Genomic DNA, 14704 nt, shown 5'->3' with positions numbered 1-14704 from the left:
GCCCCGGCCCGCAACCCCTCCACGCCGGAGCGGTCACTACATACCGTCTAGATCCCCCAACCTCGAGTCGCGTGGGTGGGGCAACTCCTCGTGCGCAATGCGGAACCGGCGGGAGCAAAGCCTCATTGGCTTGCGGGCCGCTGCCGGTTCCGTTCGGGGCAGGCGAGCGAGCTCGCCAGCAGGGACAAAACAAGCGTGAAAGACCAGAACAACCCCACGCCCGCTGCTTACCGCATTGCCTCTCCCCCACCGCGAGGGACGACGGTGAGGATTGCATTCCAGGTCCAGTCGCCGCTGAACCGGCGGTGGCGATTCCACACCGTCTGCCCCGGGCCGAAGCACGGTGGCAGATCCCGCCAAGCGATCCAGGTCCGGTACCGGTAGATGATGCCCTGGACCACCGACCGGTGATCCCGGAACGGTCGGCCTGCCCCACCGGTGGTGGGCATCAATGGCTGCGCACGGGTGGGCAGAACGTCGACCTCAAGGGAGCCGGGCTGCAGGTCATCGCCCGCATGGGACTCGAGGGCCAGGTCCGCGCCGCCTACACCGGCGAGGACGGATTCGCATTCGTCGGCCCGGACGGCCCGGCCCTGGCCCGATTCCCGGTCGGGGACGCCAGCAGTCTGAGCCTGACCTCCGAGATCGAGATCCTGCGCGGGGACCTCGCCGAACCGCTCGTGGCCGCCACCGCGCCGCGCACCAAGTACCGCTTCGGGGACCGGATCACCTCCCTGCACCAGGACGGCGGAGGCCTTGTGGCCGGGTTCGAGCACACCCCGGAGCAGCGGTTCGACCTGGTCGTGGCCGCCGACGGGATCGGCTCCACCACCCGCACCCTGGCCTTCGGCGAGGAACCGGTCGTGCCTCCCTGGGCGTGGAGGCCACGTGGGCGACGATACCCTGGCAGCCCGCGGACACCGACTGGTGGCGGTGGTTCAACGCCCCCGGTGGCACGGTGTCCCTGCGCCCGGACCGCTACGGCACCATGCGCACGATCATCACCCGTACCCTGCCCCGGACCGAGCGGCGGGAACCGACGGCGCGTCGGACAACCGCCGAACAGCGCGCCCTGCTGCGCCGGACCTTCGGGGGCACCGGCTGGGAGGTGGACCGCGTGCTGGACGCCCTTGAGGACGTGGACGACCTGTACGTCGAGGTCATCGGCCAGGTGCACGCACCGCAGTGGTCACGCAGACGGGTCGTGCTGCTGGGGGATGCCGCGTACTGCCCCTCCCCGGTGACCGGTATGGGCACCACCCTGGCCGTCGTCGGGGCCTACGTGCTCGCCGGGGAGATCGCCTCCCACGCGGACCTGGCCGAGGGCCTGGCCGCCTACGAGCGGACCCTGCGGCCCTGGGTCGAGGAGAAGCAGAAACTGCCGCCCGGGGCGCCCCGGATCGCCAACCCCACCTCCCGGGCCGGCGTCGCCGCCCTGCGGACCGTCATGCGCGCCGCCGGGACACCCCTCGGCCGTACCCTCGCCAGCCGGCTGACACGCGCCGCCTCGTCCGCCGAGACCTTCACGCTCCCCGACTACCCGGACCTCCTCTCCTCAGCCACCGCCGCTGCCCTCTCAGGCTCGCCACCACTGGTTGAGAGCATGAGGAGACACGCCCTAGCAGAGGCCGGCCACCACTCCCCCACCCCGCCATCCCTCGCTGACCGGTGCGGCCCCGGGTGTGCCTGGAACGGGATCTACCATGTGGTCATGGACATGCTGGCGGGCTGGTCGGATTTCCACGTCGCCATGGTCGGGGCAACGGCCGCCCTGGCGGGTCTGGTGATCGTTGCCGCAAGCGTCAACATCGACAAAGTCGTTGCGACCGGCTCTGTCACGTCCCGTCTGGCGGCCTCGATCGCCACCCTGGTGGTGGCCATCGTCGTCTCGGGCCTGGGGCTCGTGCCCGGCCTGCCGTTGCCATGGTTCGGGGCGATGACCATCGCCGCTGCGATCCCGGCCGTCGGGTTCCAGTTCCACGCGGCATCCACCCTGGCCCGGGACCGACAGGGCCCGACCCGGGGACGGTCACTGCGTTCGGCCATCGGGTTCGTGCCGATCCTGGCGTACTTCGCGGCCGGGGCGCTGTGCCTGGCCGGCCAGCCCTCAGGCGTCGGGGTCAGCGCGGTGGGCACGCTCATGACGATCATCGTCGCGCTGCTGATCTCATGGATCGCGCTGGTCGAGGTGCTGCGCTAGGCCGAGGGTTAATTCGGTGCCGGTGTCCACCTCGTCTTGGCTGACTGCGGCGAAAGTGGGGCGGCAGCGCATTGCACACAGCTCAGCGCGCTCTCCCCGCCTCGCTGACGCGGTTCGGAACCCTACCGACACGGTTGAGTCGATCATGCAGCCGGATGTGTACGCCCTGTCTTCGAAACTGACCGTCACCCCTCGTGGCAGAGCAGGTGGTGCCAGCTGTTGGCGAGCACCTCAAGCGCTTGGTCGCGATGGGGCTCATCCTTGCGACGAGTCCAGAGGGTGCTGATGTAGTCGAGTTGCTCGTAGGCGAGGGTTCCGCGGAGATGGTGGGTTCTCTCGTCGAATCGCCCGGCCAGTTCCATGCCGCGGACCAAGTCGGCGATAACCTCTTCACGCCATTGCTCGAGCAGGGCGCGCACCTCGTCATCGGCTGCGGCTGCTTCATAGAGCACGTCGAGGTAGGGCCGGAAGGCTGGCCAGAGCGCAGCACGGGACTCGAGCCATGCCAGGATCTCCGGCAGTCTGCCGGCACGGACGACCTCGACCAGGTCGACGGAGGTCGAAACCCGGTCAGGCCCATCGGCGCGTTCCAGCACGGCGTTGACACGCGCCAGGAACTCCCTCATCAGGTCGCGGCGCGCGGGGTAGTACGCGTAGAAGGTCACCCTGGTGGTGCCCGCCGCGACGGCGATCTCGTCGATAGTCGTCGCCGCGTACCCCTTCTCGGTGAAGAGCTCGAGCGCCTTTTCGACGATGAGGTTGCGGATCCGCTGTTTCCGGGCTTCTCGCAGTGACGGCATCAGGCAATCCTAACGACGATGCGGGTCCCGTCTACGCTGGGAGAACTGCGCTCAGCGTACGCCACGAGGCACCTCCTGCCGGGCAGACGGGATCCGCATCAGAGGCTGGCGGGTGCCGGCGGGCGCAGGGCGACCGGGCCGGTGTGGGCCAGCCGCCGCAGCTTCGGAACGGGGATCCGGTAGTTGATCGCCACGGCGGTCCCGGCTCCATCCGCGTGGTCCCAGCGCATCAACATCGACTCCTCGTTCGCGCCGGATTCGAGGTAGTCGGGTGCCCCGGTCACGGGCGTGAAGCCCACCGCCTTGAGCGAGAGGCCGAAACCCTCGGTCCAGAAGTACGGCTGGACGTCGAGTTCGGGGGCATCATCGCCGTGCAGCAGGCCCAGGGCCGCGATCCTGGCCTGGTCGATGGCGCTGGTCCACAAGGGTACGCGGGCGACCCCGCGCCGGTTGGGGAAGAAGGCCACGTCCCCTGCGGCGACGATCTCCGGCCGGAGCCGGCCGCGGGAGTCGACCCGAACCGACCCATCGACCAGGACCCCAGAGCCGGACAGCCACTCCGTGTTCGGCGCGTCGCCGATGGCGGTGACCACCAGTCCGGCCTCCAGCTCGGTGCCGTCGGCGAGGATGACCCGCGTGCCGGCGGCGGAATCGATCAACCGGGCCTTGCCGCCACTGACGATCCGCAGGCCGTGCCGGGCGGCGGCCGCGGCGAACACCCCGGAGAGGTGGTCTCCGAGCTGGGGGGCGAGCGGCTGGGCGTCGGAGACCAGGGTCACCTCACAGCCCAGGTGCAGGCAGCCCGAGGCGACTTCCATGCCGAGCGGTCCGCCGCCGACCACCAGCACCGAGGGGCGCGCGGCGGCCAGCCGCTTCAGGACGATGGCGTCCTCGATCGTGCGTAGGGTGACCTCGCGCGCGGCGCCGTCGGGTCCGGCCGGGGCGAGGCGTTTGGCTCGCGCCCCGGAGGCGATGACCAGGCCGTCGTATGGAAGCTCGCCGCCTCCCTCGAGCCGCACGAGGCGGGCATCGGGATCCAGGCCCGTCGCCCCCACGCCGAGCAGCTCGGTCGCCCCGTGGTTGGGCGCCGGCAGTTCGTGGGCCGACAGCGCCTCATCCCCGTGCAGCAGGGCCTTGGACAGGGCCGGTCGGCTGTAGGGGTGGTGGCGCTCGGCGCCGACCACCGTCAGTTCCCCCTCGAAGCCGGCCGAGCGCAGGGAGTCACAGGCCGTGAGGCCGGCGATGCCGTTACCCACGACGACGATCCGGCGCATCATGAGTCCCCCGCCAGGCGCAGTGCGGCGACCGGGCAGACCCGCACCGCCGCCTTGGCGGCGTCGAGGTCGGCTCCGTCCACCTCCGGGACGTCGATCACGAGTTCGCCGTCATCGTCCAAGTGCATCAGGGCAGGCGCGGCCTCCTCGCACAGGCCGTGTCCCTCGCAGCGCGGGCGGTCCAGTTCGATGTTCATACCCCCACCACCTCGAGGACCTGGAGGGTTTCGAGGCTGCGGGTCATGTTGCTGGGTGCCCGGACCCCGTCGTCGACCGTGATCGACCTCACGTGTCGGGCCAGTGCGCCGATGATGGCGTGGCCCTCGAGCTTCGCCAGGCCTTGGCCGGCGCACCCGTGCGGACCGTAGCCGAAGGACAGGTGGTCCACCGGGTTTCGCGTCACGTCGAAGACGTCCGGGTTCGTGTAGTGGCGCGGGTCGCGGTTGCCGGCGCCGAGCAGGATGCCCAGCTGGGCGCCCGCGGGGACCAAAGCCCCATCGATCTCCACGTCGCGGGTCGTCGTGCGGCCCCAGATGTGCAGCGGCGTCCAGAAGCGCAGCACCTCGGCGAAGGCCGCCGGGACGAGCTCGGGGTTTTCGCGGACGAGCCGCAACTGTTCAGGATGGCGTCCGAACAGGGCAACGATGTTCCCGATCGAGGCGACCGTGGTGTCGACGCCGGCCCCGAGGTACTGGTGGATGATGTGGCCGGCAGAGCCCTTCGGGATGTCCCCGCGCGTCTCGGCGTCGAAGATCCCGCGGCCGATCGAGCCGGGAGTCAGGTCGTCTGCGGTGACCGAGGAGCACCAACCGTAGAGCTCGCCGGCGATCGGGAAGCTCTCCTGGGTGCGGTGGTTCATCGGGCCGAGCACCTGCATCGCTGCCTGTCCCCAGCGCATCATGTTGTCCTTGACGTGCCCATTGAAGCCGATGAGGTCAGCGACGATCTCGATCGGGAAGACACGGGCCAGGGAGTCGACGGCCTCGAAGCCTCCGCCGGCGACGAGTTCGGCGACGAGCCTGTCCGCCTTCTCCTCGATGGTGGCCTTCAGGCCGCGCAGTGCGCGCGGGGTGAGGTTCTCCGACAGCGTCGCGCGCAGCTGGGTGTGCGTTGGCGGGTCGGAGGCCAGCGAGGTGCCCTGCAGCGCCTCGTTGACCATCGGGTTGAATCCCAGGGTGGTGGACGAGAACGTCGTCGGGTCCCCGAGCACGTCGCGGATGATGTCGTACCGCGTCAGCACGTAGATTCCGTTCTCGGGCAGGTGAACGACGCCGCTCTGCTCGCGCAGCTGGGCATACGTGGGGTAGGGGTCGACGACGATGTCGTCATCCCAGATGTCGATGCCGGATTCGGTCGGTGCAGTCACGGTGTTCTCCTTGTGGTTGCTTCGTCGTGGGTCTTGGGTTTTGGATCGTGGGGCGTCGGCGTCGCTGAGGACTGGGCTCTCAGGCGAGCACATCGGCAGGCACCTCGGCGGGGTCCGCGATGGCATCGGACGTGGGGACTGCCGACGGCGGGGAGATGAAGAGGGTCAGGGCGGCGGAGAGGATGGCCGCGATGCCCGCGGTGAGGTATGCCGCCTGGAACCCCTGACCCAGCGAGGTCCCTGCCGCGGCCTGGATGCTCGGTTGGGCGGTGTTCAGGGCCTGGACCATGCCATCGACGGCCGGGGCGGAGGCGCCGGCGGCCGATGCCTGGCCGGAGAACTGGGCGATCACACCCTCCCAGCCCGAGAGGAAGCCCAGGGGCGGCACGTGGGAGAGCCCTGCGACCGTGTCGGCGGGCAGCCCTGCCCCGTCGAGGATCCCGGCAAGGGCACCGGCGAAGACGCTGGCGCCAATGCCGAATGCCACTGCCGAGCCGACAACGGGCCCCAGGGCGAACCCCAGGTCGCGTAGGAGATTCGTCGTCGCCGACGCCATGCCGATCTGCTGGGGCGGGACGGTATTGATGGCGACAGCGGTGACGGAACCGACGGTCAGGGCGAATCCGGTGCCCAGCAGCAGAAGCGGTGGAATGAAGGCCGTCCAGGGGGTTCCGCCGAACGCCTCCGGGATCCCGAGGGAGTACGTCGAGAGCCAGAACCCCGAGACGGCCATGAGGGAGAAGCCCGCGGTGAGTACCCAGCGGGGGGCAACATGGTGGATGAGCCACCCCACCACCGGGATGAACGCGAAGGCGGGGCCCTGGATCACGACGAAGAGCACGCCGATCTTCCAGGTCTCGGCCAGGGCCAGTCCGCTGACGGCGACGCTCGTGCTGAAGCAGATCGCGAGGAAGGCGAACATCCCGGTGACCGCCACTATGCCGGTGATCGAGTAGGCGTTGTTCTTGAACAGTGACAGGTGGATGAGTGGCTGCTCGGTGCGTGTTTCGATGACGATGAACGCGACCAGAAGGATCACGCCGATGATGTAGCCGGCGATCACCTGGGCGCTGCCGAAGCCGGCGTCCACCGCCGTCACCGTGGCGTAGAGGACGGCGATGAGGCCGAGCGCGAGCGTGATCTGGCCGGGCAGGTCCAGCTTGCGCCCCTCGGCCGCCGCGGAATCCTTCGCGCCCAGGGCGACGATCAGGACGAGCACCGCCACTCCGGCTGCCACCAGGTAGGCCGCCCGCCAGCCGCTGAACTCGTTCGGCGCGCCCGGGGAAGCCCCCGGCACGGTGAAGAACTGAGCCGTGAAGCCGGCAAGCACCGGTGAGATCACCGCGCCCAGGGAGAGGAATCCCGCCCACGTGGCGATGACCTTCGCCCGCGCACGGTGCTCAGGGGTGATCGCCACGATCATGGACAGCGAGATCGGGAAGAGGATGCCTGCCCCGATGCCACCGACCGCCTGCGCGAAGATCATCATTCCTGTGGTCTGGGCCAGAGCCGCCAGCACCGACCCGGCAACGCTGATCGCGGCACCGACGTAGAGCAGCTTCTTGCGCCCGAACACGTCACCCAAGAGCCCCCAGCTGAGTTCGAACACCACGATGCCCATCAGGAACATGCCCGCGATCCACGTCAGTCCGGCTCCCGACGTATGGAATTCCACGGCGAACGTTCCGCTGAGCGCACCTGGCAGGGCGTTGGTGATCTGGGCCAGTGTGACGGCGCTGTAGGCGGCAACGAACGTGGCCCGTGCCGACCCCCGGCTCGCCACCTTGATCGTCTGACTCATCGATGAGATTCCTTTGTTCCGGTCGATCCCTGGGGAGCGGGCGGAAGGCCGCGCCCGGTGTTCCCCGTATGCCGTGCGACTCCCGGCGTGGACCATGGGATCGCTGAAACAGTGTGTGGTTTTACTTTACGTCATGTCAAGCAAAAAATGTGAGCCAGCTCATGGCTGCACCTCGAGCCTGGATGAAGCCCCCGCCGGAGAGGTCCGTCCGTCGCCCCGGGCGACACCGCCACGAGAGCGGGAGTTCTCAGAACGTTTAGTTGACAGCGTGTAAAGTTTTGCGTGATGCTGGTAACACGCAGCGTCGCGCCGGCCTCCAGGCCGACGGGAACCGCCCTTCCCCGCCCGAACCTTGAGGGAGACCCCTATGAGCCGCCCCACCACCACCGGCCGCCCCATCGCCTCCGTCCCAACGGTGAACACCGTCCTGGGCCCGGTTCCCGCCGACGAGATCGGCGCCGTCGCGGTGCACGAGGCCCTGCTCTCCGTGTTGCCGGGGGCCCAGTACGCCCCGGACGTCTCCATGGACAGGGCCGAGATCTACGAGGCGCTCGAGGCCAAGGTCATCGCGTTCCGCGAGGCGGGTGGCGGCACGATCGTGGACTCCACCGGTATGTTCCACGGCCGCGACCTGAAGCTCTACGAGGCGCTGTCGACGGCGACCGGTGTGCATATCGTCGCCTCCACGGGTCTGGGCCCTGAGGAGGAGTTGGGCGGGTACTTCCTGACCCCGCAGACCAACCCTCCGACCCCGTGGCCGGCCGAGAAGTTCGCGGACCTCTTCGGCAGGGAAATCACCGAGGGCATGGTCGTCCCGCGCATCGAACGCCGCGCCGCGGCCGGGCTGATCGCCACCGTCGCCGACCGCGCCGGGATGACGCCCACCGAGGAGTCCCTGTTCCGCGGTTGCGCCCGTGCCGCGCGGGTCACCGGCGTGGCCGTCTCGATCCGCTTCGGCGCCGATGCTCTGCACGACCTGGACATCGTCCTGGAGGAACGGCTCCCCGCGGACCGCGTGCTGGTCGGGGACCTGGACCGCCGGGACGCCCACGGCGCGGCCCTGGCGGTGGCCGACCGGGGCGCCTTCGTGGGGATCGACCACGTCGGCCTGAACGAGGCCGCCGGGTACCTCACGGACGCCGAACGCGCCGCACTGGTGCTGGAACTGGTGTCCGCCGGCCACGCGGACAAGATCGTCCTCTCGACCAACGCCATCGGGGTGGCCAAGGGCCTGCCCGCCTACGACCTGCCCTACGGTCACGTGCTGGAGACCTTCATGCCATTCCTCACCCGGCAAGGTCTCACCGACGCCGACGCCCGGCGCATCCTCCAGGACAACCCGCGCCGCCTGCTTGCCGTGTGCTGAGCGCCGCCGCACGCGACGCCCGCACCTGCCCCCACACCCTGAACTACTTCCCTGAGGTGAACTCATGACCAAGGTCAACACCGTGCTCGGTACCATCCCGGCCGCAGAACTGGGCATCGTGGCCATCCACGAGCACATCGGTTACGGCATGCCCGGTTCCGAGCTCGACACCACGTGGTGGAAGACGCCGGAACAGGCGTACGAGGAGACCGTGCCCAAGCTGCGGGCCTTCCACGACTACGGCGGACGCACCTTCGTGGATGCCACCGGCATCTGCAACGGCCGCGACCCGAACTACTACCAGACCCTGTCGGCCAAGACCGGCGTGAACATCGTGGCCTGCACCGGTTTCGTCGGCGGGGACACCGCCCTACCGCACTTCTCCCGGGCCTCCGTGGACTACCTGGCCAAGGTGTTCATCCACGAGATCACCGTGGGCATCGGCAACACCGGGGCCAAGGCCGGGATCATCAAGGTCGGCGTCTCCCGCGGCGGGCGGATGACCGAGCTGGACCAGCGCATCTACCGCGCGGCCGCCCGCGCCGCCGTCGTGACGGGCGTGCCGATCCTCACCCACCTGGCCATCGACCCCGAACCGGCCGTGGCCATCTTCCACGAGGAGGGCCTGGACCTGGACCGCGTCCTGTTCGGCCACGCCGACGACGGCCTCAACGCCCCGATCACCCCGCACGACTGGATCTACGAACAGGGCGGGCGTCTCGGCTTCGACACCTTCGGCTACGACCTGGAACTGCCGGACCCACCGTTCTGGGGTCGCAAGCGCGCCGAGCGCATGGGGCACTTCAAGCAGCTCGTGGACAAGGGCTACACGGACAGTCTCCTGGTGGGCGCGGACGCCAACTGCAGTCCGCTGGGCTGGCCCGGGGTGAAGGGCCACACCGTGAACTACATCTTCGAGGACATGATCCCGGACATGCAGGCCGTCGGCATCGACGACGCCACCATCCACCAGTTGCTCGTGGAGAACACCGCCGATTTCCTCGGCATGAAGAACTGACGCCCCCCAACTGAGAGAAGAGATCACCATGAAGGCTGAAGACATCAAGAACTTGAAGGTTGCCGTCGTCGGCGGCGGCTACGGCGGGGCCTCGGCGGCCAAGGCCCTGCAGAGCGTCGGCGCGCGGAACGTCCACGTCTACGAACAGGCGTCGGCGCTGGGCCAGGTCGGTGCCGGCATCGGGCTGCGCCCGCCGTCGGTCGAGTTGTTCCGCCAGTGGGGCATCTTCGACGCGGTCGCCGCCGTGAGTTCGCCCAGTGACCACCTGGAGATCCTCAGCGCGGACGGCCGGCAGGTCCTGGCCACGGAGGAGTGGCCGTTCCTGCGCGCCTACGCAGAGGTCAACCACAACCGTATGATCCACCGCGGGGACTTCATCGACGTCCTGCTCGGCGCGTTGCCCGAGGGCATGGTGCATCTGGACCACAAGCTGCAGACCATCGAGGACAACGGTGAGTCCGCGACCCTGACGTTCACCAACGGCAGGACCATCACCGCCGACCTCGTCATCGCCGCCGACGGCATCCGCTCCACGGTGCGCCACCAGCTGTTCTCGCAGAAGGCGCCGGTGTTCTCCGGCGAGCACGCCTACCGTGCGGTCATCTCGGTCGAGGACGCCCACGGACTGGTGACCGATGACAACCCGCGCTTCTACATGGGCGAGAACGGCACGATCGCCTACAACCTGCCGCTGCGCCATCGCGGCCAGCTCTCCTACGACATCACCGCACCCTCCGAGGACGACTCGTGGGCACCGGAGATCTCGACGGAGTACCTGGTGCGGATCCTGGAGGGCTTCGACGATCGGATCGTCCAGGTCGCCCGGGAACTCGACCTGGGCCGGGTGACCAGCCGTTCGGTGTTCGACATCGATCCCCTGGAGTCCTGGCACACCGACTCCGTCGCCTTGCTCGGCGACGCCGCCCACGCGATGCTCCACCACCAGGGCCAGGGGGCGAACTCGGCCATCCTGGACGCCGGCGGTCTCGCCGACGCGCTGGTGCAGGGCGACTCCGTGAAGGACGCACTGTCGATCTACGAGGCCACCCGTAAACCCGTCACGGATGAACTGCAGCGGATCTCACGTCAGGGCTGGCACGCGGACGCGGTGGACTCCGCCTTCCCGGCCAACGCGTAGGGCGGCGGTTCCACCATGACCCTCCATCCCCAGATCGCCCAGCTGCTGGAGACCCTGCCGCCGTTCGACCACAGCGTCCGCCCGGACCCGGCCGGCAAGCGCGCCGCGGACCAGGAGTTCGTGGCCCCGCTGGCCGAGCGCCTGCCGCTGCACGCGGTTCGGGACACGACGGCGGCCACGGCAACCGGTGAGGTGCCCGTGCGCATCTTCACGCCGGTCGAGGCCGACTCCTACGGGGTCGTCGTGTACTTCCATGGCGGCGCCTTCTTCTCCGGCGACCTTGAGACGCACGACCACGTGGCCCGTCACCTGGCCAAGGAGTCGGGCCACCAGATCGTCCTGGTGGACTTCGACCTGGCCCCGGAGGCCGCCTTCCCGAGGAGTCTGACCCAGTGCTACGGCGTGGTGCGCTGGGTCGCCGAGACCGTCGGCGACTTCGGGGATCCCGGCGGCTTGCGCTGGAACGGCCGGACCCTGGCCGTGGCCGGGGACAGCTCCGGCGGCAACTTCGTGGCCGCCGTCACCGCTATGGCTCACGACGACGGCTTCGGCAAGATCACCCACCAGGTGCTCTACTACCCCTCCGTGGACCTGGACTTCGACGAGGACCGGTACCCGTCCCTGCGGGAGAACGCCACCGGCTACGGCTTGGAGACCCCGGCCCTGAGACCGTGGAACTCGTTCTACCTGGAGTCCGGAGCGGATCCGGCCGACCCCCTGGTCTCCCCCATCAAGCGGGCGGATTTGTCCGGGCTGCCGAAGGCCCTGATCATCACCGCCGGGTTCGACCCCCTGCGGGACGAGGGCGAGCTGTACGGCCTGCGGCTGCGAGAGGCCGGGGTAGAGACCACCGTGACGCGCTTCGAACAGGCCAATCACGGCTTCGTCCAGAACTTCTTCTGGATCCCGGAGCTGCACGAGGCCTTCACCCAGACGGCCGAGTTCCTCACACAGGACGCTGGGCGATGACACGGGACGTCGCCGTCCATCCCCTGGTGTCACCCTGGGGACGCTTCGGCCTCTACAGTTTCTTCATCGACGCGCCGGAACCGGCCATCGTGGACACCGGCATCGCGTCCTCGCCCGCCGAGGGCATGGCGCCGGCCCTGGAGGCACTCGGGCGCCGGATCGAGGACGTGCGGTGGATCCTGCTGACCCACGGGCACATCGACCACATCGGTGGCGCGCGCGCCCTGTGGGAGCTCACCGGCCGACGCGCGCAGGTGGTCATCCACGAGCAGGACGCGCCGATGCTGCGTTCGCGTCAGGCCCACGTCGACGAGTACCTCGCCGGTCGCGGCGAGTACCTCCACGACCCGCAAGGCGAGGAGAAGGTGGCCGCCGCCGGGAACGCGGTCATTTCCGGCGAGATGGAACCCACGCTGCTGGTACGCGGCGGCGAGACCCTTTCTCTGGGTGGCGAGGTCACCCTGTCCGTTCACCCCATCCCGGGCCACACCCCCGGTTCGGTCGCCTATGTCCTCGACGGGCAGAACGACGCCTTCGTCGGTGACGCCGTACAGGTCCACGGCGCCGCCAACGGCTTTCCCGGATTCATGGATCCCGTCGCCTACCGCGCCAGCCTTCGGTTCCTGCGCGACGAGATCCGGCCGCGGCACCTCTACCTGGGTCACCCATACCGCCGCACGGACGGCATGGCCTACGGTGTCGAACTCGACGCGGAACAGGCCAGGGAGGCCCTGAACGAGAGCCTGGAGATCGAGGCCCGCATCGGCGAGGCCGCCTGCCGCTGCCTGGTGGCCGGACTGCGGGACACCGGTTCCCCGTACTCGCCCTTCGCGCAGGTCGCCGAGGAACTCGGTTACGACGGCGATCCCACGCTCGAGCCTTCGCCGTTCTTCACCACGCTTCACGGTCACCACACCCGATTCGCCACGAGCCCTGGACAAGAGGAGCCCCCCAGCCATGGTTGAACACCAGACGATCAATGCCGGTGGTACGCCCATCACCATCCGCAAGGACCTGCGCGTCCCCATGCGCGACGGTGTGGAACTCGTCGCCGACGCCTACGAGGGCACCGAGCAGAAGCCCCGCCCGGCCCTGGTCGCCCTGAGCCCCTACGGCAAGGAACTGCAGGCCCTGGCCCTGACCACCCCGCCGCAGCGCCGCCCCTCCCCCATGTGGGACGGATGCATCGAGGCCGGTGACATCGCCCGGATCGTCGCCGAGGACTACGTCCACGTCATCGGCGACCTACGCGGCTCCGGCGGTTCCGAGGGCGACCACATCGGCAACTACAACGCCGGCGGCGTCTCGCTGGGCCAGGACGCCTACGACTTCATCGAGTGGGTGGCCGAGCAGCCGTGGTGCGACGGCAACGTCGGCATGGTCGGCATCTCCTACTTCGGCTCCATGCAGGTCCTGGCCGCAGCCGAACGCCCCCCACACCTGAAGGCGATCTTCGTGTCCGGCGGCCACTACGACTTCTACGAGACCACCTACCACGGCGGAATCATGTGGTTCATGCCGCGGGCCGCCCGCGAGGGCCGCGGTGGCGACTCCGGCTGGGCCTTCACCGACCGGGTCAAGTCCCGCATGATCGAGGAGCACTCCCCCGCCGAGCTCAAGGAGCTGGTGACCCAGCGTCTGGAGGATCCGGACGTGGCCGCCTGGCCGAACCTGGTGCACGTGCTCAACTACCCGAAGAACCACGAGGCCTGGTTCGACATCGTCATGAACGAGCTGGACGGCCCGTGGTACCAGGAGCGCAACCCCAACGAGCTGGCGCACGCCATCGACATCCCGGTGTGGCTGCAGCTGGACCAGGGCCGCGGCTGGACCCTGGACAGCACCATCGAGGTCTTCAATGCCGTGAAGGGCCCGAAGAAACTGACCATCGGCTCCTACCCACCCATGCAGTCGCGCCCCTTCATCGAGGAGCACGACAAGATGTTCCGCTGGTATGACTACTGGCTCAAGGGCATCGACAACGGCGTCATGGATGAGCCGGCCGTGGACGTGTTCGTGGAGGGTTCCCGCCAGACGATCACCGCGGACCAGTGGCCACCCAAGGAGATCGACTGCCGGCCCCTGTACCTGCGCCCGCGGCACCGGCTCTCCGCCGAGCCGGAGACGATGGGCACCGAATACGCCCACCCGGATGGCTTCTACCAGGCCCCACTGACCGTCACCGACGACGTGCAGATCCTCAGCTGGTCCACCCCCGTCCTCGAGGAGCCGGTGGAGATGATCGGTTCCGGTGCTGCCCACCTGTTCGTGGAGATCGACCAGCCGGACACCAACCTGATCCTGCGCCTGTGGGACTATGCACCGAACGGCCGGCGTCAGTTGATCACCACTGGTTACCTCAAAGCCTCACACCGCGAACTGGACCAGGACCGCACCACCGAGGGCAACCCGGTCCACCCGCACACCCGAACCGTGCCGGTGGAGCCCGGCATGATCGAGGAGTACGTGATCCGGCTGTACCCCTTCGCCGCCTCCTTCCAGCCCGGCCACAAGCTCACCGTGGAGTTGTCCAACGCCGAACCGCTGGCCGACGAGCACAACTCGCTGCTTCCTCCGGACGCCTTCCACCTGCCGGTGGGCCGCCCGGTCATGCACAAGATCTACCGCGACGCCCAGCACCCCTCCCGACTGGTGCTGCCCTTCACCACGCACAGGACGTCGGAGATCCGAGCCAACTAGATCTTCGACAACCAATGCCGGGACTGCTGCACGAATAGGTGACATCTGATCTGTGACGCTGTGAGGCGTTGC

13 protein-coding genes are annotated in these 14704 nt (G+C 68.8%); 7 read left to right on the top strand and 6 right to left on the bottom strand.

Annotated features, from left to right (window positions below; translation table 11 throughout):
• Positions 1-227 precede the first annotated feature (227 nt).
• Positions 228-776 (bottom strand): transposase, encoded by a 549-nt coding sequence (locus PLJ28_RS13065; RefSeq protein WP_183526028.1) that lies wholly within the window; start codon positions 774-776, stop codon positions 228-230.
• A 95-nt stretch (positions 777-871) separates the two neighbouring features.
• Here PLJ28_RS13065 and PLJ28_RS13060 point away from each other — a divergent pair, with 95 nt between their 5' ends.
• The gene (locus PLJ28_RS13060; protein WP_324590217.1) at positions 872-2200 is read left to right on the top strand and encodes an FAD-dependent monooxygenase; all 1329 of its coding nucleotides are present in this window, start codon (positions 872-874) and stop codon (positions 2198-2200) included.
• A gap of 185 nt (positions 2201-2385) precedes the next feature.
• Here PLJ28_RS13060 and PLJ28_RS13055 read toward each other — a convergent pair whose 3' ends face one another.
• The 5 genes from PLJ28_RS13055 to PLJ28_RS13035 all read right to left on the bottom strand — a co-directional run bounded on the left by PLJ28_RS13055 (position 2386) and on the right by PLJ28_RS13035 (position 7537).
• Positions 2386-3000: a TetR/AcrR family transcriptional regulator gene (locus tag PLJ28_RS13055; RefSeq protein WP_183526034.1), complete on the bottom strand. Its 615-nt coding sequence runs from the start codon at positions 2998-3000 to the stop codon at positions 2386-2388.
• A 98-nt stretch (positions 3001-3098) separates the two neighbouring features.
• Positions 3099-4277 carry an NAD(P)/FAD-dependent oxidoreductase gene (locus tag PLJ28_RS13050; protein WP_255459434.1) on the bottom strand — a complete coding sequence of 393 codons (1179 nt, stop codon included), beginning with the start codon at positions 4275-4277 and terminating at the stop codon, positions 3099-3101.
• Positions 4274-4471, bottom strand: a complete 198-nt coding sequence (locus tag PLJ28_RS13045) for a ferredoxin (protein WP_183526037.1) — start codon at positions 4469-4471, stop codon at positions 4274-4276. Before PLJ28_RS13045 ends, PLJ28_RS13050 begins: the two co-directional genes overlap by 4 nt.
• The gene (locus PLJ28_RS13040; protein ID WP_298042000.1) at positions 4468-5640 is read right to left on the bottom strand and encodes a cytochrome P450; all 1173 of its coding nucleotides are present in this window, start codon (positions 5638-5640) and stop codon (positions 4468-4470) included. Before PLJ28_RS13040 ends, PLJ28_RS13045 begins: the two co-directional genes overlap by 4 nt.
• Before the next feature lie 79 nt (positions 5641-5719).
• Positions 5720-7537 (bottom strand): MFS transporter, encoded by a 1818-nt coding sequence (locus PLJ28_RS13035; protein ID WP_324590216.1) that lies wholly within the window; start codon positions 7535-7537, stop codon positions 5720-5722.
• Positions 7538-7808: 271 nt separating this feature from the next.
• Between PLJ28_RS13035 and PLJ28_RS13030 the strand changes: the two genes are divergently transcribed.
• The 6 genes from PLJ28_RS13030 (at position 7809) to PLJ28_RS13005 (ending at position 14632) form a co-directional block, all read left to right on the top strand.
• Positions 7809-8807: a phosphotriesterase family protein gene (locus PLJ28_RS13030; RefSeq protein WP_183526046.1), complete on the top strand. Its 999-nt coding sequence runs from the start codon at positions 7809-7811 to the stop codon at positions 8805-8807.
• Positions 8808-8871: 64 nt separating this feature from the next.
• Entirely contained in the window at positions 8872-9825 is a 954-nt protein-coding gene (locus tag PLJ28_RS13025; RefSeq protein WP_183526049.1) for a phosphotriesterase family protein, read from the top strand.
• A 28-nt stretch (positions 9826-9853) separates the two neighbouring features.
• Entirely contained in the window at positions 9854-10963 is a 1110-nt protein-coding gene (locus PLJ28_RS13020) for an FAD-dependent oxidoreductase (protein WP_183526052.1), read from the top strand.
• A 15-nt stretch (positions 10964-10978) separates the two neighbouring features.
• A complete protein-coding gene (locus PLJ28_RS13015; RefSeq protein WP_183526055.1) occupies positions 10979-11932 on the top strand; it encodes an alpha/beta hydrolase in 954 nt (317 codons plus the stop codon).
• Positions 11929-12897 (top strand): MBL fold metallo-hydrolase, encoded by a 969-nt coding sequence (locus PLJ28_RS13010; RefSeq protein ID WP_183526058.1) that lies wholly within the window; start codon positions 11929-11931, stop codon positions 12895-12897. Before PLJ28_RS13015 ends, PLJ28_RS13010 begins: the two co-directional genes overlap by 4 nt.
• A complete protein-coding gene (locus PLJ28_RS13005; protein WP_183526061.1) occupies positions 12890-14632 on the top strand; it encodes a CocE/NonD family hydrolase in 1743 nt (580 codons plus the stop codon). Before PLJ28_RS13010 ends, PLJ28_RS13005 begins: the two co-directional genes overlap by 8 nt.
• The last annotated feature ends 72 nt before the right edge of the window (positions 14633-14704 follow it).

The sequence above is a fragment of the Citricoccus sp. genome, from assembly GCF_035445025.1.
Classification (GTDB): domain Bacteria; phylum Actinomycetota; class Actinomycetes; order Actinomycetales; family Micrococcaceae; genus Citricoccus.
The sequence above is the reverse complement of the archived record's forward strand: the minus strand, read 5'-3'. Positions and strand labels throughout refer to the sequence as shown.

What these genes read in the sequence shown, in the direction of transcription:
- PLJ28_RS13005 (WP_183526061.1), top strand. Translation starts at nt 12,890, where the DNA reads ATGGTTGAACACCAGACGATCAATGCCGGTGGTACGCCCATCACCATC.
- PLJ28_RS13035 (WP_324590216.1), bottom strand. Translation starts at nt 7,537, where the DNA reads ATGGTCCACGCCGGGAGTCGCACGGCATACGGGGAACACCGGGCGCGG.
- PLJ28_RS13020 (WP_183526052.1), top strand. Translation starts at nt 9,854, where the DNA reads ATGAAGGCTGAAGACATCAAGAACTTGAAGGTTGCCGTCGTCGGCGGC.
- PLJ28_RS13030 (WP_183526046.1), top strand. Translation starts at nt 7,809, where the DNA reads ATGAGCCGCCCCACCACCACCGGCCGCCCCATCGCCTCCGTCCCAACG.
- PLJ28_RS13055 (WP_183526034.1), bottom strand. Translation starts at nt 3,000, where the DNA reads ATGCCGTCACTGCGAGAAGCCCGGAAACAGCGGATCCGCAACCTCATC.
- PLJ28_RS13015 (WP_183526055.1), top strand. Translation starts at nt 10,979, where the DNA reads ATGACCCTCCATCCCCAGATCGCCCAGCTGCTGGAGACCCTGCCGCCG.
- PLJ28_RS13045 (WP_183526037.1), bottom strand. Translation starts at nt 4,471, where the DNA reads ATGAACATCGAACTGGACCGCCCGCGCTGCGAGGGACACGGCCTGTGC.
- PLJ28_RS13025 (WP_183526049.1), top strand. Translation starts at nt 8,872, where the DNA reads ATGACCAAGGTCAACACCGTGCTCGGTACCATCCCGGCCGCAGAACTG.
- PLJ28_RS13010 (WP_183526058.1), top strand. Translation starts at nt 11,929, where the DNA reads ATGACACGGGACGTCGCCGTCCATCCCCTGGTGTCACCCTGGGGACGC.
- PLJ28_RS13050 (WP_255459434.1), bottom strand. Translation starts at nt 4,277, where the DNA reads ATGATGCGCCGGATCGTCGTCGTGGGTAACGGCATCGCCGGCCTCACG.